Annotated in this window: 22 protein-coding genes, 1 tRNA gene and 1 pseudogene; 17 read left to right on the top strand and 7 right to left on the bottom strand. The window is 46.7% G+C overall.

Features of this window, described 5'->3' with window-relative positions:
* The first annotated feature begins 40 nt into the window (after window positions 1-40).
* The 8 genes from hpt to FWE06_06280 all read left to right on the top strand — a co-directional run bounded on the left by hpt (window position 41) and on the right by FWE06_06280 (window position 7,535).
* A complete protein-coding gene (gene hpt / locus FWE06_06315) occupies window positions 41-559 on the top strand; it encodes a hypoxanthine phosphoribosyltransferase (GenBank protein MCL2546792.1) in 519 nt (172 codons plus the stop codon).
* Between the two features lie 69 nt (window positions 560-628).
* Window positions 629-1,777 (top strand): ABC transporter ATP-binding protein, encoded by a 1,149-nt coding sequence (locus tag FWE06_06310; protein ID MCL2546791.1) that lies wholly within the window; start codon window positions 629-631, stop codon window positions 1,775-1,777.
* The gene (locus FWE06_06305) at window positions 1,774-2,580 is read left to right on the top strand and encodes an ABC transporter permease (GenBank protein MCL2546790.1); all 807 of its coding nucleotides are present in this window, start codon (window positions 1,774-1,776) and stop codon (window positions 2,578-2,580) included. The genes FWE06_06310 and FWE06_06305 overlap by 4 nt, the downstream gene beginning before the upstream one ends.
* A gap of 72 nt (window positions 2,581-2,652) precedes the next feature.
* Complete coding sequence (locus FWE06_06300; GenBank protein ID MCL2546789.1) at window positions 2,653-3,489, top strand: ABC transporter permease; 837 nt, start codon at window positions 2,653-2,655, stop codon at window positions 3,487-3,489.
* 64 nt (window positions 3,490-3,553) lie between these two features.
* Window positions 3,554-4,753, top strand: a complete 1,200-nt coding sequence (locus tag FWE06_06295) for a spermidine/putrescine ABC transporter substrate-binding protein (protein MCL2546788.1) — start codon at window positions 3,554-3,556, stop codon at window positions 4,751-4,753.
* A 148-nt stretch (window positions 4,754-4,901) separates the two neighbouring features.
* Complete coding sequence (locus tag FWE06_06290) at window positions 4,902-5,900, top strand: hypothetical protein (protein ID MCL2546787.1); 999 nt, start codon at window positions 4,902-4,904, stop codon at window positions 5,898-5,900.
* Between the two features lie 101 nt (window positions 5,901-6,001).
* The gene (locus FWE06_06285; GenBank protein MCL2546786.1) at window positions 6,002-7,345 is read left to right on the top strand and encodes a S1C family serine protease; all 1,344 of its coding nucleotides are present in this window, start codon (window positions 6,002-6,004) and stop codon (window positions 7,343-7,345) included.
* A gap of 100 nt (window positions 7,346-7,445) precedes the next feature.
* Window positions 7,446-7,535 (top strand) — tRNA-Ser (locus tag FWE06_06280).
* Window positions 7,536-7,669: 134 nt separating this feature from the next.
* Here the strand turns inward: FWE06_06280 and FWE06_06275 are convergent.
* The 4 genes and pseudogenes from FWE06_06275 to FWE06_06260 all read right to left on the bottom strand — a co-directional run bounded on the left by FWE06_06275 (window position 7,670) and on the right by FWE06_06260 (window position 9,748).
* Complete coding sequence (locus tag FWE06_06275) at window positions 7,670-7,831, bottom strand: hypothetical protein (protein MCL2546785.1); 162 nt, start codon at window positions 7,829-7,831, stop codon at window positions 7,670-7,672.
* A gap of 19 nt (window positions 7,832-7,850) precedes the next feature.
* Window positions 7,851-8,000 carry a hypothetical protein gene (locus FWE06_06270; protein ID MCL2546784.1) on the bottom strand — a complete coding sequence of 50 codons (150 nt, stop codon included), beginning with the start codon at window positions 7,998-8,000 and terminating at the stop codon, window positions 7,851-7,853.
* 27 nt (window positions 8,001-8,027) lie between these two features.
* A pseudogene (locus tag FWE06_06265) lies at window positions 8,028-8,807 on the bottom strand (plasmid recombination protein).
* 83 nt (window positions 8,808-8,890) lie between these two features.
* Window positions 8,891-9,748, bottom strand: coding sequence for a hypothetical protein (locus FWE06_06260; GenBank protein ID MCL2546783.1), 858 nt, complete (start codon window positions 9,746-9,748; stop codon window positions 8,891-8,893).
* Window positions 9,749-9,958: 210 nt separating this feature from the next.
* Here FWE06_06260 and FWE06_06255 point away from each other — a divergent pair, with 210 nt between their 5' ends.
* From FWE06_06255 to FWE06_06245, 3 genes are all read left to right on the top strand, one after another.
* A complete protein-coding gene (locus tag FWE06_06255) occupies window positions 9,959-10,321 on the top strand; it encodes a VOC family protein (GenBank protein MCL2546782.1) in 363 nt (120 codons plus the stop codon).
* Between the two features lie 184 nt (window positions 10,322-10,505).
* Window positions 10,506-11,534: a MerR family transcriptional regulator gene (locus FWE06_06250; protein MCL2546781.1), complete on the top strand. Its 1,029-nt coding sequence runs from the start codon at window positions 10,506-10,508 to the stop codon at window positions 11,532-11,534.
* Window position 11,535: 1 nt separating this feature from the next.
* On the top strand, window positions 11,536-12,045 hold the full coding sequence (locus FWE06_06245; protein ID MCL2546780.1) for a hypothetical protein: 510 nt from the start codon (window positions 11,536-11,538) through the stop codon (window positions 12,043-12,045).
* 111 nt (window positions 12,046-12,156) lie between these two features.
* Here FWE06_06245 and FWE06_06240 read toward each other — a convergent pair whose 3' ends face one another.
* Window positions 12,157-12,333 carry a hypothetical protein gene (locus FWE06_06240; GenBank protein MCL2546779.1) on the bottom strand — a complete coding sequence of 59 codons (177 nt, stop codon included), beginning with the start codon at window positions 12,331-12,333 and terminating at the stop codon, window positions 12,157-12,159.
* A gap of 437 nt (window positions 12,334-12,770) precedes the next feature.
* On the opposite strand from FWE06_06240, the gene FWE06_06235 reads away from it, so the two are divergent.
* The 4 genes from FWE06_06235 to FWE06_06220 all read left to right on the top strand — a co-directional run bounded on the left by FWE06_06235 (window position 12,771) and on the right by FWE06_06220 (window position 17,665).
* Complete coding sequence (locus tag FWE06_06235; GenBank protein MCL2546778.1) at window positions 12,771-14,249, top strand: recombinase family protein; 1,479 nt, start codon at window positions 12,771-12,773, stop codon at window positions 14,247-14,249.
* 294 nt (window positions 14,250-14,543) lie between these two features.
* Window positions 14,544-15,521, top strand: a complete 978-nt coding sequence (locus tag FWE06_06230; GenBank protein MCL2546777.1) for a hypothetical protein — start codon at window positions 14,544-14,546, stop codon at window positions 15,519-15,521.
* 603 nt (window positions 15,522-16,124) lie between these two features.
* Window positions 16,125-16,409: a sporulation protein gene (locus FWE06_06225; protein MCL2546776.1), complete on the top strand. Its 285-nt coding sequence runs from the start codon at window positions 16,125-16,127 to the stop codon at window positions 16,407-16,409.
* 38 nt (window positions 16,410-16,447) lie between these two features.
* Window positions 16,448-17,665, top strand: coding sequence for a sporulation protein YqfD (locus tag FWE06_06220; GenBank protein ID MCL2546775.1), 1,218 nt, complete (start codon window positions 16,448-16,450; stop codon window positions 17,663-17,665).
* Here the strand turns inward: FWE06_06220 and FWE06_06215 are convergent.
* Both FWE06_06215 and mscL read right to left on the bottom strand, forming a co-directional pair.
* Window positions 17,624-18,778, bottom strand: coding sequence for a CCA tRNA nucleotidyltransferase (locus FWE06_06215; protein MCL2546774.1), 1,155 nt, complete (start codon window positions 18,776-18,778; stop codon window positions 17,624-17,626). The genes FWE06_06220 and FWE06_06215 overlap by 42 nt on opposite strands.
* Window positions 18,775-19,206 carry a large conductance mechanosensitive channel protein MscL gene (mscL, locus tag FWE06_06210; GenBank protein MCL2546773.1) on the bottom strand — a complete coding sequence of 144 codons (432 nt, stop codon included), beginning with the start codon at window positions 19,204-19,206 and terminating at the stop codon, window positions 18,775-18,777. The genes FWE06_06215 and mscL overlap by 4 nt, the downstream gene beginning before the upstream one ends.
* Before the next feature lie 29 nt (window positions 19,207-19,235).
* Here mscL and FWE06_06205 point away from each other — a divergent pair, with 29 nt between their 5' ends.
* Together FWE06_06205 and spoVAD are read left to right on the top strand one after the other, a co-directional pair.
* Entirely contained in the window at window positions 19,236-20,606 is a 1,371-nt protein-coding gene (locus FWE06_06205) for a sodium:solute symporter family protein (GenBank protein ID MCL2546772.1), read from the top strand.
* Complete coding sequence (gene spoVAD / locus FWE06_06200; GenBank protein ID MCL2546771.1) at window positions 20,599-21,612, top strand: stage V sporulation protein AD; 1,014 nt, start codon at window positions 20,599-20,601, stop codon at window positions 21,610-21,612. The genes FWE06_06205 and spoVAD overlap by 8 nt, the downstream gene beginning before the upstream one ends.

The raw sequence follows: 21,612 nt of genomic DNA, 5'->3' as shown, positions 1-21,612 counted from the left end.
CAGTCGCTGGACACTTTTTGACATAAGGAGAACGGGTCACATGACAGCACCAAAAACATTACTAAGTGCCGAGAAAATCGCCGCAAAAGTCCGCGAGCTCGGCGCGGAAATCACGCAAGATTATCAAGGAAAAAGCCCATTGTTGGTCGGCGTTTTGAAAGGCTGTGTCACCTTTATGGCCGACTTGGCGCGCGCCATTGACTTACCCTGTGAATTCGAGTTTATGAAAGTATCATCCTACGGCGCCGGCACAAAAACATCTGGCACAGTCAAAATTTTGATGGATTTGGGTTGTGACATTGAAGGGCGCGACATCATCATCATTGAAGACATCCTCGACAGCGGCTTGACACTTGATTATCTTATCAAGCAACTGCAAATCCGCAAACCGGCGTCAATTAAAATCTGTACGCTGCTGGAAAAACCATCACGCCGTCAAACCGATGTGGTGGTGGATTATCTTGGCTTTCAGGTGGAAGATTTATTCGTAGTAGGCTACGGCCTCGACTACGCGGGGCTGTATCGGAATTTATCGTATATCGGTATCCTCGAAAATTAACTATTGACAAATACTGTCATACCATATATAGTATGTCTCTACGAATTTTTTCGAAAGGTGGAGTGATACATGTCCGAGCTCATTCGCATCGCCGATTGCGTGGTGTCGTTTGACGACGAAATTATCTTGAACAGCATCAATCTCAACATTAAGGATAAAGAATTTCTCACACTGTTGGGTCCCAGCGGCTGCGGCAAGACAACAACCCTGCGTATTTTAGGCGGCTTCCTGTCGCCGACAAAAGGTGATGTCTTTTTCGAAGGCGTGAGAATTAACGACGTGCCGCCGCACAAGCGCAACGTCAATACAGTCTTCCAACGATATGCTCTGTTCCCGCACCTCAATGTCTACGAAAACGTTGCGTTCGGCTTGCGTATCGCCAAGCTGCCTGAACGCGAAATTCGTGCGCGTGTTAAAGAAGCACTCGAAATTGTCAACCTTAAAGGCTTTGAAAGCCGCAAAACGCATCAAATGTCTGGTGGGCAACAGCAGCGCGTCGCCATCGCTCGTGCCATTGTCAACCGTCCGCGCGTATTGCTGTTGGACGAGCCTCTCGGCGCGCTTGATTTACGATTGCGCAAAGATATGCAAAATGAACTGAAGCGCATTCAGCAAACCCTTGATATCACGTTCGTCTATGTCACGCACGATCAAGAGGAAGCATTGACCATGAGCGATACCGTTGTCGTTATGGATAAGGGCGAAATCCATCAAGTCGGCACGCCCGAGGACATCTATAATGAACCGCAAAATGCTTTTGTTGCCGATTTTATCGGCGAATCAAACATTCTCGACGGTGTTATGCTGGAAGATAAACTTGTCGAGTTCTTTGGGCGCAAATTTCCGTGTCTTGATGGCGGCTTCGACAAGCGCGAACCTGTCGACATTGTTATCCGCCCTGAGGACATCGACATCGTACCCGTCGAGCAAGGCCATCTCAAAGGCCGCGTGACAAGTATCACCTTCAAAGGCGTGCATTACGATATTATCGTCGACTTCGCTGGCTTCAAATGGTTGATACAGTCGACCGACCAACCGGAAATTGGTGCGCAAATCGGCATCCGCCTGAATCCCGAAGATATTCACATTATGAAAAAGAGTCGCTATTCCGGGCAATTCGGCGATTACAGTTCATACAGCGCCGAATTTGACGAGTTGGTGGAATTTAATGAGCAGGAAGAGAGTTACGACGAAACGCAGCATGGTGAATTGCGATGAAAAATAGATTGATAGCCGTGCCCTACCTGGTATGGATGGCGATATTTATCGTCGTGCCGATGGCTATGGTGGTATTCTTCGCCTTTACCGATCAGCACACAGGACAATTTACATTTGGAAACATGGCTCAATTGGGCGAATTTTTGCCCGCATTTGTTGATAGCATTCTTTACGCCGCTGTCGCGACGTTGTTCTGCTTTTTAATTGGCTACCCCACGGCATACTATATCGCGCGTTGCCGTCCAAGCCGGCAACGGTTGCTTATGATGATGATTATTCTGCCCATGTGCATGAGTTTCCTGCTGCGCACACTGGCATGGGTGGCATTACTGCAAAACACCGGCATTGTCAACAGCGCCATCGGGCTTATCGGCATCGGGCCGCTGCCCTTACTGCGCACACCGCCGGCACTGGTGTTGGGCATGGTGTACAACTTCTTGCCATATATGATTCTGCCGCTTTATACCGTACAATTGCGCATTGACAAGCGTGTTATCGAAGCGGCGCAAGATTTGGGCTGTGATCGCAAGCAAGTACTGCGCAAAGTGCTGCTTCCATTGAGTATGCCCGGCATCGCGGCGGGCATCACGATGGTCTTCGTGCCCGCAGTGAGTACTTTCTACATCACACAGCAGATGGGCCCCGCCGGCCAAATGCTCATCGGTGATATGATCGAAGACATGTTTACCACAGCGTATAACCCCAATGTTGGTGCCGCGCTGTCACTGGTATTGATGCTGATGGTGGTGCTTTGTATGGGCGTCATGAACAAGTTTAGCGATGACGAGGAGGGTGTATTCTGATGAGAAGAAGCGCTGAAAAAACGCGTCCGCCGCATGGAATCGCAAGCCGAAGTGGAGGGTTTTAGCGTGACAATGAAAGCATTAAAAGCCTTTACCATCGGCGTCTTCATTTTTCTATATCTACCGATTGCCTTCTTGATTGTGCGTTCGTTTGACGCCAGTTCAACGCCGACCATCTTTACTGGTTTTACCCTTGACAATTACCGCCAGTTGGCGGGCAACAGTCGCTTGATGCTGCTGTTGCAAAATAGCTTAATTGTTGCCTTTCTCGCGGCCACCGCAGCGACGATTCTCGGAACAATGGCAGCCATGGGTATCGTGTCAATGCGCAAAAAAATGCGTGGTGTCGTTATGAAGCTGACTCGCATCCCCATCACCAACCCCGACATCGTAACAGGCGTATCGCTGGCCATTTTCTTTGTCTTTATTGGACGTACCATGCAATCGGAGCGCGATGCGTTGGGCTTTGGGACATTGCTGATTGCGCACATCACGTTTAATTTGCCGTACGTCATCCTTGCGGTCATGCCCAAGTTGCGGCAACTCGACCCACATATCAGCGAAGCGGCAAGGGATTTGGGTTGTACGCCGTTCCAATCGTTCCGTAAAGTTGTACTGCCCGAGATTTTCCCCGGCATATTGGGTGGGTTTATGATGGCCTTTGTGCTGTCGCTCGACGATTTTGTCATCAGTTTCTTCGTACATGGGCCAAGTTTTGTGACCCTTCCGGTCGAGATTTACAGCTACACCAAACGTGCCATGCCGCCGCCTGTTTACGCCATGTTCACGCTGTTGTTCTTGACCGTGCTGGCGGTGATGGTGCTCATCAATCTACTGCAAGCGCGCAGTGCTAAGTATATGAAACCCGAAAACGGCCGTCCGCGCGGCGGGTTGTTTGGCCGGATGTAATCACCGTAGGGGCGCATTGTGGGCGCCTGTGTAAAAAATATAAACAATCATGGAGGTACAAACAATGAAAAAGAAAATCGTTTCCCTGCTTGTCATGGCAATCGTTTTGGCGGGCATCACCCCACTCTCGCAAACAGCCGATGCCTGCGTAACCTGCGAAGATAACACGCACGGTGTGCAAGACTTCACTGGTGTCACCATCAACGTCTTCAACTGGGGGCTGTTCATTGACGAAGATTTAATTGCTGAGTTTGAAGCCGAAACCGGCATCACTGTCAATTACAGCACATACAGCACCAATGAAGAGCTGTACACACAACTGCAAATAGGCGGCGCGAGCTATGACGTTATTGTGCCGTCAGACTATATGATTGAGCAGCTCATTGAAGAAGACATGCTTTTTCCTTTAAATTTCAACAATATACCAAATTTCCAATATATTGACGAGTTGTTCCTCAATCCTGCGTACGATCCGCAAAATGCATTTTCCGTGCCTTATGCATGGGGCATCACCGGTATCATCTACAACAGTGACCACGTTAGCACACCCACAAGCTGGGGCGCGCTGTGGAACGAAGACTATGCCAATCGCATTTTGATGTTCAACAACCCGCGCGATGCGTTCGGCGTTGCGGCGCTGTATCGCGGTGATAACATCAACGATATGTCGGATGAAGCAATCATAGCGCAGCGCGAACTGCTTATCGAGCAGCGACCGTTGGTGTTGCAGTATGTCATGGATGAAATCTATACCCTCATGCCGGCGGGCGAAGCATGGCTCGCGCCGTGGTATGTTGGCAGTTTCTTCTATATGCAGTACAGTAATCCGTCACTGCGGTTTGCCATTCCGGACGAAGGCGTAAATTTCTTTGTTAACGCCATGGTTGTGCCGGCCAGCTCACGTCACCCCGAGGCAGCCGAAGCATTTATCAACTTTTTTACCCGTCCCGATGTATCCGGTCGCAACATGAACCATGTCGGGTACAGCACGCCTGTCACGGCTGCGCGGGAATATATTGAGTTGAGTGACGAGAATTTTGCGTTGGCATACCCCGACTATGAGTGGCTGCGTGCCAATGCCTTTGAGCATATGTTTGCCTTCGAGTCAGTCGAAGCCACCAATCGGTTAAATGACGAATTCCGCCGCGTCCGCGCCGAACGCAACTTGCTTCCGTATTTGATTGGTGTTCCGGCCGTTGTTGTTGTACTGGCAGGGCTCTTTATCGCCATGAAAGTAGCCAAGAAAAGGAGAGCTGCTGAGTAGGTCGGATTTCTGCAAGCAATGTATCGCACACGGGGTATGATAGATTGTAGCGGGCGCACTTCGTGCGCCCGCTTGCTTTTTTTGTTGTCATGTGGTATATTGACAGAAAAGGATATATGAATTTTAGCATTATGCGAGATAGGAAATTATGACAAAAGACGCAAAATCTTCATTAGCGGCGCTGCTGCTGGTCATCGCGATGACCGGAATGCTCTTTTTGTCTGCTTGCCGTCACCAAACAGGAAGCCCATCTGACGAAAAATTGCCTCAGCTGGAGGAGACCGGCGTAACATTGACAACCGAGTTGAGATATTATGCAGAGGGAACGACAATGGTTCTCGCATTTTGGGAGAATAACACCGAGTATAACATTACGTTTGGCGAGCCATTTGTGCTGGAACGATACGATGCAAGCCGGGGAAGATGGGTTGACCTCACCCAAAGGGATGGCGTTGGCTTTATTTTGCCGGCGTACACCTTAGATGTTGGTTGGCGCACAAAACATACGTATAATATCGGAATGTTCTGTGAAAATATCACTGAAGGAAGATACAGAATCAGAACAAGTTATTCTTGCATTTGCAGAGACGAAGACATAGGCATTGCCGCCGAATTTTTTGTAACGCGCGATATGTCACTTGTTGAGGCTAGCGAGCTTGATTTTTCTGAGCGTGCTATCAGTCGAGAACTCCGTATTTGGCACATAGACGATGAAGCAAAGGGCAGAAGCGACTTCCCTGTCCGTGTATGGAAAAATAGATATACCTTTGATACAACAATTGTTGTCAATGGTCGGGATTACTACATGAATATCGCTCAAGGTGTTGGCGGATGGGGCATTGTGCAAGGCATTTTTGTGCTCAGACAAAATGGTAGTGTATATTTGTTGTACTCTTTTTCAAGACAGGGACAAAGCGGCGAGCGCCTATCATATATCGGCATTTTTGACCTTGACACGAGAGAAGAAATTTTTAGATCGGAACCTTTTGCGCTGTATGATATTTCTGTCAATTATCGAGGAAATGGCGTATTTCATGCGGGATTTATGGAACATTTTGAGGATTTTGAGGGTGGTTTCGGGAGCAGTTGGGTCTCTGATATAGGGTATTTCAAAGTTAGTAACAGCGAAATTGTTTTTCTTGAATAAAAAACATCAAGCGCGGTTCATAATTTTCTCATATTTTTAGGTTAAAATGTAGATGTAAAAGCACATAAAAAGAGCGGATAAAACGCTGCACGAGGTGAAATATGAATTACGAACAAGATGACATTGTTGTCACACAAGAAGAGACCGGGCAAAAGTTTAACAATTTTTATGAAAAGACAAGAGCGGTTGCGCCGCAGCCGATACACATGCCGTCGCCGCAAATCACACCATCGTTGGCACCCAAGCGAAAGCGAAACGGCTTGACTACTTTGCTTGTGCTGCTTTTGGTGTTTGGTACATTTATCACTGGCGTTGCCGGTGTAATGATTGGCGTAAATTTGGATCAGAACACCGCGCCGCAGCGATCCGGTGGGACGCAAAATGTTGAAAATCCCGCTCACGCTGCACCGAACCGAGATAATGAAAACGCCGGGGATCGTGATTTCCCACTAAACTTGCCTACGGGTGATCAGTTGAGTGCGGTTGAGGTTTTTGAGAAATGCAACCAAGGCGTTGTTGCCATTACAGTAGAGGTGGCAGGACAAAACGCTCTCGGACAGTCTGTTACGCGGCAATCGGCCGGGTCTGGTTTTATCATTACTGCAGACGGGTACATCGTGACTAACCATCATGTTGTCTTTGGTTACCAAAAAGTTACAGTTATGTTATATAATGGCATACGCTATGAAGCAACAGTTGTCGGCAGTGACGAGTTGAGCGACCTTGCTGTGCTGAAAATTGATGGTGAAGACCTGTTTTATTTGGAGTTTGGCGCATCAAGCATGCTGCGCGTAGGGGAGACTGTCTACACTATTGGTAACCCGCTCGGCGAACTGGCAAATACATTTACCGATGGCATGATTAGTGCATTGGAACGTGAAATTCTTATCGAAGGTGACCACGGCAATGCTATTTCTATGAATTTGTTGCAAACGAATGCAGCAATCAGCCCGGGTAATTCCGGCGGGCCTTTGCTTAATGTATATGGGCAAGTTGTCGGTGTCATTAATGCTAAAAGCGTGCGGGAAGGCGTAGAGGGTTTGGGGTTTGCCATACCGATTGATGACGCGCAGCCGTTGATTGTCGATATCATCGCCAATGGCGTGGTGACAACACGCGCTGCATTGAATATCACGGCAACCAACTTCTTTGAAGTGCGCGGCAGCCGGCAGATCCCTATCGAGGGTGCAGGCGTGTATATGGTTGTTGAAGACGGTGCAGCGTATCAGGCTGGCGTACGCGAAGAAGACTTGATTATTGCGATAAATGACATTGCAATCAGCAACACTGATGACTTGGTGCGCGCATTGCGACAGTTCACGGTAGGAGATGTTGTACGCTTGACCATTGTACGTGACCGCAATGAGATTCGTTTAGATGTAACGCTTGGGCCACCGATGGCGGTGCAGGTTGAAGATGAGCCGGTGGCAGAAGAAATGCCATAAACTATCCAAGCGAATAAGGGGCGATATACCTATATCGCCCCTTGCATTTTGTTTGAGTATTTGCTATAATAAAAATCGTGTCATTAAGGTATTGCGATATGGAGAGATGTCCGAGAGGTCGAAGGTGCAGCATTGGAAATGCTGTGTAGGGTAAAACTTACCGGGGGTTCGAATCCCCCTCTCTCCGCCATTTGGAACAAATCCGAACACTCAACCGTTCTTTGTAGGTGAAGTGTTCGGGTTTGTTGTATCGTTGGAGTAAACAGAAAAAGGGCGGTGTGTCACAAAGTGTGACGCACCGCCCTAACCTTACAACTTACGAAGTCACGCCGCTAATTGCTCGTCCTGCCTTGCTTTCCATTCCTCGAACTTGCGTTGATTTTCCTCGCACTCATAAAATGCTTGAATTGCGGGTAAAAAGCATCGTGCCAGCGCGTCGATTTGCTCTTGTGAATATTCAATTTTGGGTGTGTGCGTTTCTGTCATATATTAAAAATGCCCTCCATTATCGCTCTAATTGTTTTGTTTTTGATTTCTGTGGTCGGAATACTTTGTCGGCGGCTTCTTTGCGAACATCTTCGGGAATAAGTCGCAAAATCTGTTTCGCTTGCTCGTAATGGTGTTTTACCGTGAAATAATCCATCTTTTCCGTCATAGTCAACTTGCTGTCTTTCACTTCCTGCTTTAATTCGGCATTTTGTTCAGCGAGAAAGTCAATCGTGCGGCGATATTTCTTGACTTGCCCCTCGAATTGCTACCAATTTGGCATGAATTTGTGGAGCTGTCCGAGCAACTCATCTTTTTTCTTGCCGGCGTTAAACGGCGTTATCTCGGCAAGCGTGGCGACAATCTTCGCTGCCTGTTTTTCGAGATTGACAGCTTGCTTGAAAACACGCATCGGGATGTGTTGCCGCCCAGTAATACTGGCGGGTTCGCCGCGTTCGAGGTCGGGAAATTTCTGCACCATGTGTGCAAAAAAATCATCTTGCCATTTTGACAACTGCGTCCGATTGCCAATGATTTCTTTCGCGGATAATCGCCCATCGGGCGTGATGGGTGTAAAGCAAAGATGCAAATGCGGCGTTTTTTCGTCCATGTGAACGATGGCGGCGAAAATGTTTTCCTTGCCGATTTTCTGTGCGAGAAAGTCAACGGCGGTAGTGAAAAATTCTTTGATTTCGTTGCGTTTCTTCCCCTTGAAAAAGTCGGGGCTGGCGGTGACGAGTGTGTCCACAAAGCGGATACTATCCTTGCGGATTTTACATTGTGCGGTGGCAATTCTGTTGTCGCTCTCGCGTTTGTTGGTCGTTGTCGGTTCGATGATGTGGAAATTGCGGTGCTTGCGGCTGGGGTCAATGTCGGGGTTGCTGGCGTACTTTTCTTTTTTGCGTTCGTGATGGGCTTCGAGCGCGCCCGCGCCGCCCTTTTGCTTGCTAAATCTCATGATTGCGTACTGTGGAATGGTGAAAACCTCCTGATTTTTGATTTTGGCACAACAAAAAGCCGCCACTTCCTTTCAAAGTGGCGGCGGAATTTTCTTTGCTGCTATGTAATGATTTCTGTGTTTTCGTCCTCGTATTTTTCGTAGGCGGCGGCGATGGTGCGTATACGCTTCAATACGCCGCTGTGGTTTTTATAACCTAATTCTCGTGCGATTTTCTCGGCGGTGTAGCCTGCCATTCGCAGTTCCAAAATGCGTGAATCTTTGGGCGATAATCGCGCCTTGAATTGCTCGATGTAGTCCTCGGAAAGGACATTTTCGACAAAGTCGGCATCGCTTGCCGCCATGTCGTGGATTGCGTGGTTGGCGTTTGCCATGCTTGCTTCAAGTGAAATCATTTTGGTGCTTGCCCGCGAGTGATACCATTTGCGGAGAAAATCAATACGGGGTTGGCTGTTTCTCCACGGCTCGAAATCTTCATGACAAGGCATTTCACGCATCACGTCCAAAATTGGCTGCCAGTTTTGCTCGGCAATCACACGCTTGACAGCACGGAGCATGGCTTCATTGACATATTCGGGATTGAAAAACGGCACTTCTTCATGTCGGCGCAAGTTAAATAAATATTGCAAGCCGAAATCCGTTTCGTCCTCAAATGCTTTCGCCCAAACTTGAATGTAATACGCGAATATCCATGCCGGGGAATATCCGCTGTACTGCTCAATCCAACCTTTCAAGCCGAAATGCGGGAAAACTAACCGTGCTGTTGCCCTCATCACTTCATCGAGAAAAGCATCGCTTTCGAGGGTAGCAAGGTGTTCCTCGCTTGCTTGTATGCCGCCTAGCCCTCGCGGGAATTTGAGAAGTGTCGGGTATTGCACGAGCATTTCCGACGGCAGGATATAAACCATCGGGAGCAGGCGCAGTGGGTGATTGCGGGGTATGTTATACTGGGCAGACATGGGGGTTCACCTCCTTTCAAAAATCAACTTACACATATATACGACATAAGTATAGGTGAAATGTTCCCGTTTTGTCAAATTTATTTTCAACTGGACAATGGCAAGGTTATATGGTATACTCATGTCGTGGGTAGCGACATTATCTACATCACGCATATACATGCTGACTTGTGCGTGAAGTTTATATTTTGTGAACAGGAGAAATGCAAAATGCATAGGTCAATGTTTCAAGTGTATGTTAAAGATAGCGTAAAAGCAGTTGAACTATATCAACTGGCATTTGACGCAAAAATTAAGGGCGTTCACGAAAATGAAGACGGAAGTTATATGCACGCTGAACTTGATATTTTTGGACAAGTATTAGCATTATCCGAAAGTGTAGATGCAACCTTTGGAACCAATATGCAGTTCTGCCTTCACATGGGGGGCGGCAATGAAGAAAAAGTCAAGAAAGCGTATGAAGTATTACGTGATGGGGCTGAAATTAATCAGCCGTTGGGCGAAAATTTTTACAGCCCATTATGCTTTATGCTAAGAGACAAGTTTGGTGTTTGTTGGTGTATGTTCGTGTAGTATAAGCAAAATCGACCACGCCGATGGTGGTTCAATTTAACAGCGGAAGTTTATATTTTCCGCATTCAAGGGTAAAATCCGCGTGCGGATTTTTTATAAAGATTTTTTGAAAAAGGCTTGACTCTTACCTTAGGTAAGGCTTTATACTAACCTTGTTACCGCGAAAAATACAAGGAGAAATACTATGAGCCAATTAACAAAAATCAACGAGGTCACCAATCGCTACGATGTAACCGCACGTACATTACACTACTACGAAAAAATGGGGCTAATCGCAAGCTCCCGTGACGAAAATTCGGGCTATCGGCTCTATGACCAAGTAGCACTCACACGCTTAAAACAAATTCTTATCTTACGGAAAATGAACATTTCGATTGCCGATATCGGAAAAATATTTGCGGCAAACAATTCTGATGCCGTGCTTTCTGTGTTGGACAGAAAAGTGGACGACATTGACAGCGAAGTAGCGCACCTGCACGAGTTGAAAGAAATTGTACTGGAATTTATTCGACAACTTCGACAAGTCGATTTTCATAACGAAGCAGATGTGAAAATGCTATTTGATAAAGCGGTGGAAATTGAAACATCGTTGGCACAAGATAGCCCCGATATTGCTAATTTGCTTGATACATCTGATGTGATAGATGAGCAGTTGACAAGTGTTGCGGTCGAGAGTAAGGAAGAAAACTCGCCGCACATATTAGAGCGTTTTGAAATTGTGAAAAGTCCTGCATATCGCTTTATCGGCAAATCAGTTTATGTACGCAACGATTGGAGCAACCCGCATTTTGAGCCTGCCCATGTACAAGGGCAGTTGTGGGTGGCTAAAAAATGGGTCTATTCAACCCTTGACGAAATGACTAACTACATTGCTCCCGATATGCCATACGCCGGGGCAATTTATATGTGGGATAGATACGATGATAGAAGTCAACTAATCGGATATATGATTGGCAAGTTTATGAAAGCAGATACACCTGTGCCTAACGGCATGGATTACTTTGATATGCCCGAGGGCTATATCGCCAAAGGTTGGGGCGGCTTTGTTGAAGGTCAAATAAAAGACATTCTCAGAGAGTCGAACGAATACAACGACGCGTCATGGTCGTGGGGTGGCGATGTGTTTGCGGATTATAATGCAAGGGGCGATGATGGGAGCATTGATAAAGATAAAACCGGGTATTTCATAGCGTGTACGAAAGTGGGTGAATAATATGTCAGCTAAAATTACAATCGTAGATGCCGCTATTGGCGTTATTGACAATGAACAAATAGATGGCTTGATAAAATTCAATGATTATCTTGCGAGCATAAGACTAACCCCAAGAGATACAAAAGCAGGCGGTACTTGGGTGGTTAAACACAAAGGGAAATCCGTTTGTCATATACGATTAGATGACACCGAACAGAATTGGAATATTTCATTTGGGCATTTCACAAATAAAGAAAAATGGTTTGTGAATTACGACCAATACATAACAGATAATAGTTTGAAACAATTTGTATGGGACAATATTCATACTGCGCCATCACCTAACTCGAATTGTATCAAAAGGGAATGCAAAGGACTTGACAGCATTACGATATTAGGCAAAACGCTCAATGATGTATGCAGGTGCGTAGGAGTCAGAGTTTATAATCCAAATAATGAAGAAATTGAACAAGCGAAGAAGATAGTGCTGATTATTAAACAGTATATTGCCGATTTAGTGACGGCAAGTTAGGTTCAAAATAAGCATTTCCACCGCTAACCACTAACCGCCGACCTACGCCGTGAATAAGCACATTTTGCACCATTTCACAACACCAACAGGGTACGATATGCCCCACCCTCCTTATGAAAACACGCCGTCATTTCTCGCTGTCCGCTGCCCTTTGCCTACGGCAAAAGCCAGCGTCCACGCTCGAAACGCCGCCTCGTTTTCCTGCCGCTCAAATCCGCTGTTGCCTTCCGGCAACACGCGAGTTTGCCCGTCAGTCGGAGGGCAGGCATAACACACTAGACTTTGCAAGCAAAATCGTGTGCCAAAGGGCGCTTGCCGCCCCTTTGGAAACCCCGACGCACCAACAGGATAGAGTAACGTTTCGTTACTCTATCCTGTTGGTTTTGAGTGCGTCCCACATCGTCCGCACTCAACCAAGGCCGCCCTGTTTTGGGGCGCCCTTGTGGGGTATGACTGTACGTTTCACACAGTCATACCCCTATTGAACGATTCGTTACATAGGGTGTCCTGCTGCCTAAGTTGGACTTAGCCGCTTGATGAGCGGACTTTGATTCCACTCACGCCCTAACTTGAAGTTAGCCCGTCAAATGGGGTGTCCGTTTCGGACAGTCCTTGCAATGGGGTTTAATCAAAATGATACCTTTTGAAAATTATCCCACAAAACATTGACGCCGCCCCCGCGAATGTGGTAAAATAAAGTCATATTTTGCGAGGGAGGACACGCCATGAAAGCCGTCATTTATGCCCGATATTCAAGCGACAATCAGCGTGAGGAGTCCATCGAGGGGCAGCTTCGCGAATGCAAAGAATACGCCGAACGGCAAAATCTCACCATTGTTGGCACATATCTTGACCGTGCTTTGACGGCAACGGCAGACAATCGCCCCGAATTTCAACGCATGATTGCCGACAGCTCGCAAAAGCAATTCGAGGTAGTCCTCGTTTGGAAGTTAGACCGTTTCGCCCGAAACCGTATCGACAGCGCAACATATCGTGCCATTTTACGGCGAAATAATGTCAAAGTCGTATCAGCCAAAGAGAATATCAGCGAAGGCCCGGAGGGCATTATTCTCGAATCAATTTTGGAGGGCATGGCGGAATATTATTCGGCGGAGTTGTCCGTCAAAGTCAAGCGAGGACAAAAAGAAAACGCCTTGAAGTGCAAAGCAAACGGCGGCATGATACCGTTCGGCTACAAGGTCAATGCCGAGCGATTTTACGAAATCGACCCGCTCACCGCACCCATTGTCCTTGAAATATTTACACGCTACGCAGACGGTCAAACCGTCAACGAAATCAGCGAAAACATGAACAATCGCGGCGTTTTTGCCAACACAAAATACAAATATACCAACAAGAGCAGCTTGCATAATTTATTGAAAAATCGGCGATATATCGGTGAATATAAATACGGCGATACCATAACGCCGGACGGTATGCCCGCCATTGTGCCGCAAGACATTTTCGATAGAGTACAGGCTCGAATGGCGAAGAACAAACACGCTCCGGCAGCGGCAAAAGCACCCGATGAATTTATCCTCACGACTAAATTATTCTGCGGCACGGATGGCGTTTTCATGGTGGGAACAAGCGGCACGAGCAAGACGAAAAAGGCGTATCACTACTACAAATGCGGCAACGCGATTTATAAAAAGTCATGCGAAAAGAAAGCGGTTCGCAAGGATTGGATAGAGCGGCTTGTTGTTGCCAAAACGAAAGAGCTTGTGCTGAATGACAAAATGATAGCGCAAGCGGCAACGTCAATCGTAGCCTTGTACGGCAAGGAAAATACGGTTATTCCTCACCTTCAAAAACAGCTCAAAGAGGTTGAGAAAAGCATTGTCAATATGCTCGATGCCATTCAACAGGGCATTATCACCGCCTCGACAAAGCAACGGCTTGACGATTTGGAAAACAAGAAAATCGACCTCGAAATCGCTATCGCGCAAGAGAGTATCACCAAGCCGCCGTTGAGCAAAGAGCAGATTGTGTATTGGATTAGCCAATTCAAAGACGGCGATGTGGATGACCCGGTTTATCGCAAGCGGATTGTTGAGATATTTGTTAATTCTGTCTATTTACAGGACGATAAACTTGTGCTATTATACAACTGTAAAGATGGCACACGCACCATCACGCTCGATGAAATCGAGTGTTCGGATTTGGAGGAGCAAGCCCCGCCATTAGGCTCAAAAATCCTGTGATTGCAACGGTTTCAACGATTGGAAATTGCGGCTTACACGATTACATCAAAACAAACAGGCTAACCTTGCAAAGGAACGACTGCGCTTTTCGGTGTGGTCGTTTTTGTTTTAATGACTAGTGTAGCCTTATCAAAGAAAAACCACCGCACTTCATATGTAACGGTGAGCATTTTTTCTTGCGAATATTGACGAAATATTGTATAATTATTTGAGTAGTGGCGTAAGGAGTGATATACTAACGTATAACGCATGACAAACAAGAGTACACGGTGGTGCTTATTTAAGGGGTTAAATATGGATTTTAATGCACAAACTGACAACATCTATCACGGAAAAACAAAAACGTATTTTCAGGAGGTCGCAAGTTCATATTACAATGGAAACTATCGAGCGGCTATTGTCGTTCTTTATTCGGTGGTGATTACAGATATTGTTTACAAACTGGACGAGCTAAAAAATGTATATGGGGAAAAGCAAGCAGCTGATATATTATCAGCTATCGAGGAACTTCAGAAAAGAAATCCTAAGTCTGCTGAGTGGGAAAGTCAACTGATAGAAAAAATTGGCAGAGCAAATGATTTTTTTGATGTTGTCACGCATAAAAATTTGGAGTACTTAAGGAGCATACGGCATCTTGCGGCTCACCCTGCATTAGACCATGACCGTGAGCTTTATACACCAAATAGAGATACGGTTGCTTCGTGTATCTCAAATATGTTAGATGGGATTCTTACGAAACCACCAATTTTCATAAGAACGATTACTGACAAAATATTGACTGACATCGCAAGCAATAAAGATGTGTTCATAAATGACCTTGCCAATTTTGAGAAATATATGGCCTCGGTGTATCTAAGGCACATGAGCCAAAATATGATAAAAAAGGTTTTTAGTGCCATATGGAAAATGACATTTTGTCTAGAAAATGAAGACTGTGATAATAATAGAAAAATTAACAGCCATTGCCTTACGGTAGTAATGAAGAGATATACTGCTGATTTATTGTCTGATATAGGCGAGAATAAACCAGTATACAGCAATATCAATCCCGCTCTAATAGATGACATATGTTTGTTTATATGCGCTTTCCCAGAGATATACTGTCGGTTGAGTGAGTCTGCCACTACACTGTTACAAGCAAAGGCTAATAGTAATGAAAAATTTAATATTGTTGCGCACTTTTTATCTGAGAGTATTGAGGAACATTTAGATAAAATGCCAAGTGAGAAGTTACACTATAATGCTATTAAATTTCTCGAAAAAAAGCAATAGAATTTTTGGGGAAAGACATTTCATTATTCATTACATATTACATTAACTTGTTTGGAAATCGTCAATCATACGATGGCGCAGACAAGTGCTTTGAAAATTTAATAGAGCCATATCTAGAATTATATACTGCTGAGCAATTCATACAACTGATAGAAAAAATAAACACTAATTGTCAGCTCAATCAGAGATGGCGTGCACATGGAAACAATACCGAAATATATAGATTTGCAAAAAAAATATTGCCTGTTGATTTCGATTATAGCCAATACACAAATTTTAAGTATAACGCTGATGACTCTGATTTAATTCAAGATACGGACGAACTCAATGACGATGGTCAATTACTCTTCTAGGATTGATTGCAACGGTTTCAGCAATCGAATACCACCCCGTACACGAATTTCAAATCAACGATGGCATTGCAACAAAAAAACGACCACACTTCAACAGTGCAGTCGTTTTTTGTTTAGTGGTATCGTTTTTAGGCTAAAGTGAGGTCGTACCATCAACGCCGTTCCAACGAGCGCCACTTAGATATTATCTAAGGCATGACTGAGCGACAAGACACATATGGATGGACATGGACAATTTTGAGGTGAGATAATGCCAAAGCAACCAAATAAAAAGACGCTGCTTGAACGCGCCGCAGATATGATGGATTTGCCGGCCGATACCGTGGCTGGCGTGCCGCGCATGGAAATGGTAGGCAATCAGCAATTTTATATCAGCAATCACAAGGGGTTGCTGATGTATGAGAACAACGAAGTTGCCATCAATTGCGGCAAAACCATTGTGCGTGTGCGCGGACATGGGTTGACCATTAAGGCTATGAATATTGAGGATTTAATGGTTGAGGGCGGCATTGTTGCCATTGAATTCGAAACGTAAAGCAAGGGCTCTCTTGCTAATCGGAGGTAATAAACATTATGCAAAGAGCGATCAATTACGGGCGCGGTATTGTGCGATTTGCGATTCTCGGCAGCAATCCCGAGCGATTTTTGAACATTTGTGCCGAGCATCGTGTAGCACTATGGCAGTTGGAACGTGTTGATACTACTGAAATGTGCGTCAGTGCACATTTTGCATCATGCCGTAAACTGGTCAAACTGGGCGAGCAGGCAGGATTTTCTGTCAAACATGTAGGACAAATGGGTGCGCCGTATGTATGGCGCCAACTGCGCCAACGGTTGGGGATGATTATTGGATTGGGGATATTTATAGCAGCCGTTTTCATTATGGCACAGTTTGTATGGGATATTGAAGTTATAGGCTATGATGAATTACCGCGTGAAAAAATCCTCATGCACTTGCAGGATATTGGCATCGGGATCGGTACCCCGACCAATCGCATTCGGTCAAGAGATGTGCGCGATGAGATGATGCTGCGCATTGAAGAATTGAGTTGGTTGGGCATTAACATACGAGGCAGCCGCGCCATTGTTGAAGTGCGTGAACGTGTGATGGGTGAACCGCGGCTGGAGACATCGACACCATGCCATATCGTGGCACGGAAGCCGGGTGTCATTGTGTCGATGCGTGTGTATAACGGATTGAATTTGCGTGAAGTGGGAGATACCGTCAATGCCGGCGATATTCTTATCAGCGGCGCAGCGGCTACTGAGCATGGAACGTTGCGTATTATGCACGCAATGGGTGAAGTTTATGCGCGGACATGGCATGAGATTGAGGGTGTTGTGCCGTTGTATTCACTGGGGAAAGAATACACGGGACGGTCACGCATGCGATATACGCTGCAAGTCGGCAATTGGCTGACACGGCTATCGGCTGGGCGGAGTGTTCCATTCGAACATTATGATAAACAGCGAGAAGAACGAAAACTCTCAGTTCCGCCGGGCGTAACACTACCATTGATAATGATTCGTGAAGCGTACTTAGAGTTTGAGCCGTTTGAATATGTTATGAACAAAGATATTGCAGAGGCGGCATTGGAGCGGCACTTGATGGAACAACTGGCGCAACGCAGCCGTGATGCCGAGATTTTGCAGGTTGAAATTGAGTTTTTCTTGCGTGATGACGCATTATTTGGGCGATTGAGGGCAGAGTGTTTAGAACGTATAGGTGTTATGCAGGCATTTGATCCGTTAGAACTGCCGCCTATAGAAGTCCCTAGCGAATTGCAATAGCGCTTTCCGCTCGTTTTCCACTTCCTTGTCAATGACTGCTTGCAACAATGTTTGCAATAGCTTGCCGATTTGTGCACCCTGTGCAATATCTAAAAGGTCGTTGCCGTTGACTGCCAGCTGCTTCAAATTCAGGCAAGAGAATGTGGCGAGAACGTTATCGAAAATGTCAACCGGCGCTGTTTCATCAAAAGCCTGACGATATGTCAACAAGTCGCGGATAGCGTCAACGCCGTATACCGCAATGATATGAGCCATTGCGTGTGGCTCGCTTGGTAAATCAATTTGGCGGTGCATTGCCTTGATGCGAGAAATCGTGCGATTATCTAACCGCAAGCGTTTAGGGAATCCATTATGGCACAGCATTGCAATGCGTACAATGACATCGTCAGACCGTTCAATGGCTTGACAAAGCGTGCGCCAACCTTCGCTGCTAAGTGCTGACCATTGCGGCGCAAGAGCGGCGAACAGTGCTTGATTATTAAACATTGGACGCAAAGAGCAGCTCATCAGCATTGCGCTGACTTCAGCGGTAATTCGCTCAGAAGCAATGTGTCGCAAGGATTCAGCACATTCGTACATAGCAGCTTGTGTATGTGATTCAATGGAAAATCCAAGCTGACAGGCAAAACGTAATGCCCGCAAAATACGCAAGGCATCCTCGGAAAACCGTTGCACCGGCTCGCCAACACAACGAATAATCTTAGTTTGGCAGTCGGCTGCGCCGCCAAAAGGGTCGAAAAGCCCGCGCTCGGGATTCCACGCCATGGCATTAACAGTGAAATCGCGACGGGCTAGATCAATTTCGATAGATTGTCCGAAGAAAACGGCATCGGGACGGCGGCCATCGGAGTATGCGCCATCGGCGCGGAACGTTGTAATTTCAATAGGGATATGTTCATGTCGTATCGTCACTGTCCCATAGCGAATGCCTGTATCAACGACGTGCGAATCACTAAACACTTGCTTGACTTGCTCGGGCGTGGCTTGTGTAGCAATGTCATAGTCATGCGGTGTACGATTGAGCGCCAGATCGCGCACACAGCCGCCAACAAAATAGCTTTCGTAACCGGCGGCATTCAAATGATTGAGAATTTCGATACAAGGTGTGTTCATGGCGTGTCAGCATTGTCTAATATGGATGTGCATGAGTGGCAGCGAGTGGCTTCTTTATGTACCCCACTCATGCAGAATGGGCAAGTGCGTTCGGTTGCGGGCTCATCTTCCGGCTTTTTCCCAATACAGCAGACTCTGTTCATGCCGCGAACGATGAGAAATACGACGAACGCCATAATGAAAAAATTCATGACAGTCGTGAGAAATGCGCCGTAATACAATGTGGCATTCCAGATGGTTACGGTCAGGAAATCCAAGTTTCTGCGGATAAATAATCCGATGATAGGCGACAAAATATTATCGGTCAGTGAGGTGACAACGCCTTGAAATGCCACGCCGATAATGACACCAACGGCGAGGTTCATGACATTGCCTCGCAGAGCGAATTCCGTAAATTCACTAAAAAATTTCTTTATAAATTTTCTCATAACTAGCTCCTAAATGATGAGGTGAAATTGTGCAAACCATTGATATTGCCGTTGTCGCGGCATACATGCTGATGATTTTATTCGTAGGGTTATGGGCAGGTCGTCACGTTAAGAGTGTACACCAATTTAACGTTTCTGGCAAGACCTATGGTATGTTTACGATGGTGGCGACGCTGTCGTCGTCGTTTATCGGCGGCGGATTCTCTAATGGAAATGCCGCGGAGACATTCACAAGCGGCATTGGTAATATTGCGGCGCTGATGGGCTTTTCAGTTGGACAATGGCTCATTGCGCGTTACTTATTGCCGCGTGTACGCGATTTGTCGCAATGTACATCACCCGGAGACATCATGGGGCGTGCCTATGGAAAGCAGGCGCGGGTTTTGACCGGATTATGTTCGTTCTTTTTTGCTTCCGGTATTTTGGCGGTACAAATCGCGGCGGTGGGTCATATTTTTCGACAGTTGCTAAGTATTCCCTATGGAGTAGGTATTTTGCTTGGTTTTTCGATAGTGTTGCTCTATTCAACAACTGGCGGTATCGCCTCGATTATTGCCATTGACCGTATTCAATTCATTGTACTGATGGTGGGCATTCCGTTGCTTGTGCTGTTCGGGCTATCGGCAGTCGGCGGGGTAGGGGCGTTGGCACAATCTCTACCGCCGCAATACTTGCGCATTGCACCAACAGGCGACTGGATGGCGTTCGCGGGACTATTTGTGTCGCTTATGGTGGGCGAAGCGTTGATTCCGTCATACGTTCAACGTATGTTTGTTGGGCGTGAGCGCGATACTTTGCGCAAGGCCACAATGGCGACAGCATATCTGTCAGTGCCGTTTTTCATCATGACGGGGGGGGTAGGGCTGATTGTATTTGTGCTTGACAGCCAAATTGCTGCTCCGATGGCAATGCCGGCGTTGATTTTGAATGTTATGCCGGTTATTTTACGCGGTGTTGTCATTTCGGCAATGCTGGCTGTTGTGATGAGTGCGGCGGATACGATTTTGACGTCGGCGACTGTTGGGTTATCCAATGATGTGATTTTGCCGCTTGTCAAATTGTCAGACAAGGCGCAGTTAAATTTGACGCGCGGCATTAACGTTGTCACCGGGTTAACTGCCATGACCATTGCGTTGCAAGGACGCGGAGTATTTCAATTGCTCCTGTTCTCATACCGTTTTTGGGCACCTGTTGTGCTGGCACCACTAATCGCGGCCTTGGCGGGCAAACGTGCCCGCCAGTCGATACTGTTTGTAGCAGCGATCTGCGGAGTGACTGTAACACTGTGGTTGGGTGACGCGCCGTTGAGCATTGCGGCGGGATTTGCTGCAAATGCAGCGGTATTTGCGCTGGGGATGGTATATTTTCCACTAAAACGATTAAAATACCCCTATGAGTAAACAAATCGGAAGACAAACAATCACATTTCCATCCAAGCCGACAATCACGGCCAGTGCTTGCATGGTCGGTAAGCGCGAAAGCGCAGGGCCATTGGGGCATACATTTGATTACGCATCGGATGATACGACATTTGGTGAAAAAACATGGGAGAAATCCGAAGCGCGTATGCAAAAGGATACGCTGCAGTATTTATGCAATAAATCGAAATTAACCCTGGAAAACATCGACCTTATATGTGCAGGCGATTTGCTTGACCAATGTGTGGGATCGAGCTTTGGCCTGCGTGAGAGCAGTTTGCCGTTTTTGGGGTTGTATGGCGCGTGTTCAACGATGGCAGAGGGGTTGCTTGTTGCGTCCATGGCAGTTGACGGGCAGTATGCGCAGAATGCCGTGGCCATGACATCGTCGCACTTCTGCACAGCAGAGCGGCAGTATCGCATGCCGTTGGAGTACGGCGGACAGCGTTTACCTACGGCACAGTGGACGGTCACAGGTGCGGGCGGTTGTGTTATCAGTGCGCAAACTGCCGAGAATTTGCCGCGCATAAGCCAAGCGTTAATCGGCAAAATCGTCGATTGCGGCATCACTGATGCCGGACATATGGGTGGCGCGATGGCACCTGCAGCATATGAGAGTATCATTGCCTTTTGGCAAGACACCGATACCAAACCGAGTGATTATGACCTGATTTTAACGGGTGATTTGGGCATAGTGGGTAAATCAATTCTTGAAGATTTGCTCAAAACAGACGGCTATGACCTCGGTGACCGTTTGCAAGACTGCGGTGCGATGATTTATGATATCAACACCCAAGACGTGCATGCCGGCGGATCGGGCTGCGGATGCAGTGCCGTTGTGTTGTGTGGACATGTGTTGGAGCGTATGCGCGCCAAAGTGTGGAAGAAGATCCTTTTCTGCGGCACCGGTGCATTGCTGTCACCATTGAGCGTCATGCAAGGGGAAAGCATTCCCGGAATTTGTCACATCGTGTGCATTGAGGTGTAA

This window comes from Oscillospiraceae bacterium, from assembly GCA_009780275.1.
Lineage (GTDB): Bacteria > Bacillota > Clostridia > Oscillospirales > UBA929 > WRAI01.
This window is presented reverse-complemented; position numbering and strand designations above follow the sequence as displayed.

Bases quoted from the DNA above. Each gene is read 5' to 3' on its own strand.
- hpt (MCL2546792.1), top strand. From the start codon at position 41: ATGACAGCACCAAAAACATTACTAAGTGCCGAGAAAATCGCCGCAAAA.
- FWE06_06310 (MCL2546791.1), top strand. From the start codon at position 629: ATGTCCGAGCTCATTCGCATCGCCGATTGCGTGGTGTCGTTTGACGAC.
- FWE06_06305 (MCL2546790.1), top strand. From the start codon at position 1,774: ATGAAAAATAGATTGATAGCCGTGCCCTACCTGGTATGGATGGCGATA.
- FWE06_06300 (MCL2546789.1), top strand. From the start codon at position 2,653: ATGAAAGCATTAAAAGCCTTTACCATCGGCGTCTTCATTTTTCTATAT.
- FWE06_06295 (MCL2546788.1), top strand. From the start codon at position 3,554: ATGAAAAAGAAAATCGTTTCCCTGCTTGTCATGGCAATCGTTTTGGCG.
- FWE06_06290 (MCL2546787.1), top strand. From the start codon at position 4,902: ATGACAAAAGACGCAAAATCTTCATTAGCGGCGCTGCTGCTGGTCATC.
- FWE06_06285 (MCL2546786.1), top strand. From the start codon at position 6,002: ATGAATTACGAACAAGATGACATTGTTGTCACACAAGAAGAGACCGGG.
- FWE06_06275 (MCL2546785.1), bottom strand. From the start codon at position 7,831: ATGACAGAAACGCACACACCCAAAATTGAATATTCACAAGAGCAAATC.
- FWE06_06270 (MCL2546784.1), bottom strand. From the start codon at position 8,000: ATGACGGAAAAGATGGATTATTTCACGGTAAAACACCATTACGAGCAA.
- FWE06_06260 (MCL2546783.1), bottom strand. From the start codon at position 9,748: ATGTCTGCCCAGTATAACATACCCCGCAATCACCCACTGCGCCTGCTC.
- FWE06_06255 (MCL2546782.1), top strand. From the start codon at position 9,959: ATGCATAGGTCAATGTTTCAAGTGTATGTTAAAGATAGCGTAAAAGCA.
- FWE06_06250 (MCL2546781.1), top strand. From the start codon at position 10,506: ATGAGCCAATTAACAAAAATCAACGAGGTCACCAATCGCTACGATGTA.
- FWE06_06245 (MCL2546780.1), top strand. From the start codon at position 11,536: ATGTCAGCTAAAATTACAATCGTAGATGCCGCTATTGGCGTTATTGAC.
- FWE06_06235 (MCL2546778.1), top strand. From the start codon at position 12,771: ATGAAAGCCGTCATTTATGCCCGATATTCAAGCGACAATCAGCGTGAG.
- FWE06_06230 (MCL2546777.1), top strand. From the start codon at position 14,544: ATGGATTTTAATGCACAAACTGACAACATCTATCACGGAAAAACAAAA.
- FWE06_06225 (MCL2546776.1), top strand. From the start codon at position 16,125: ATGCCAAAGCAACCAAATAAAAAGACGCTGCTTGAACGCGCCGCAGAT.
- FWE06_06220 (MCL2546775.1), top strand. From the start codon at position 16,448: ATGCAAAGAGCGATCAATTACGGGCGCGGTATTGTGCGATTTGCGATT.
- FWE06_06215 (MCL2546774.1), bottom strand. From the start codon at position 18,778: ATGAACACACCTTGTATCGAAATTCTCAATCATTTGAATGCCGCCGGT.
- mscL (MCL2546773.1), bottom strand. From the start codon at position 19,206: ATGAGAAAATTTATAAAGAAATTTTTTAGTGAATTTACGGAATTCGCT.
- spoVAD (MCL2546771.1), top strand. From the start codon at position 20,599: ATGAGTAAACAAATCGGAAGACAAACAATCACATTTCCATCCAAGCCG.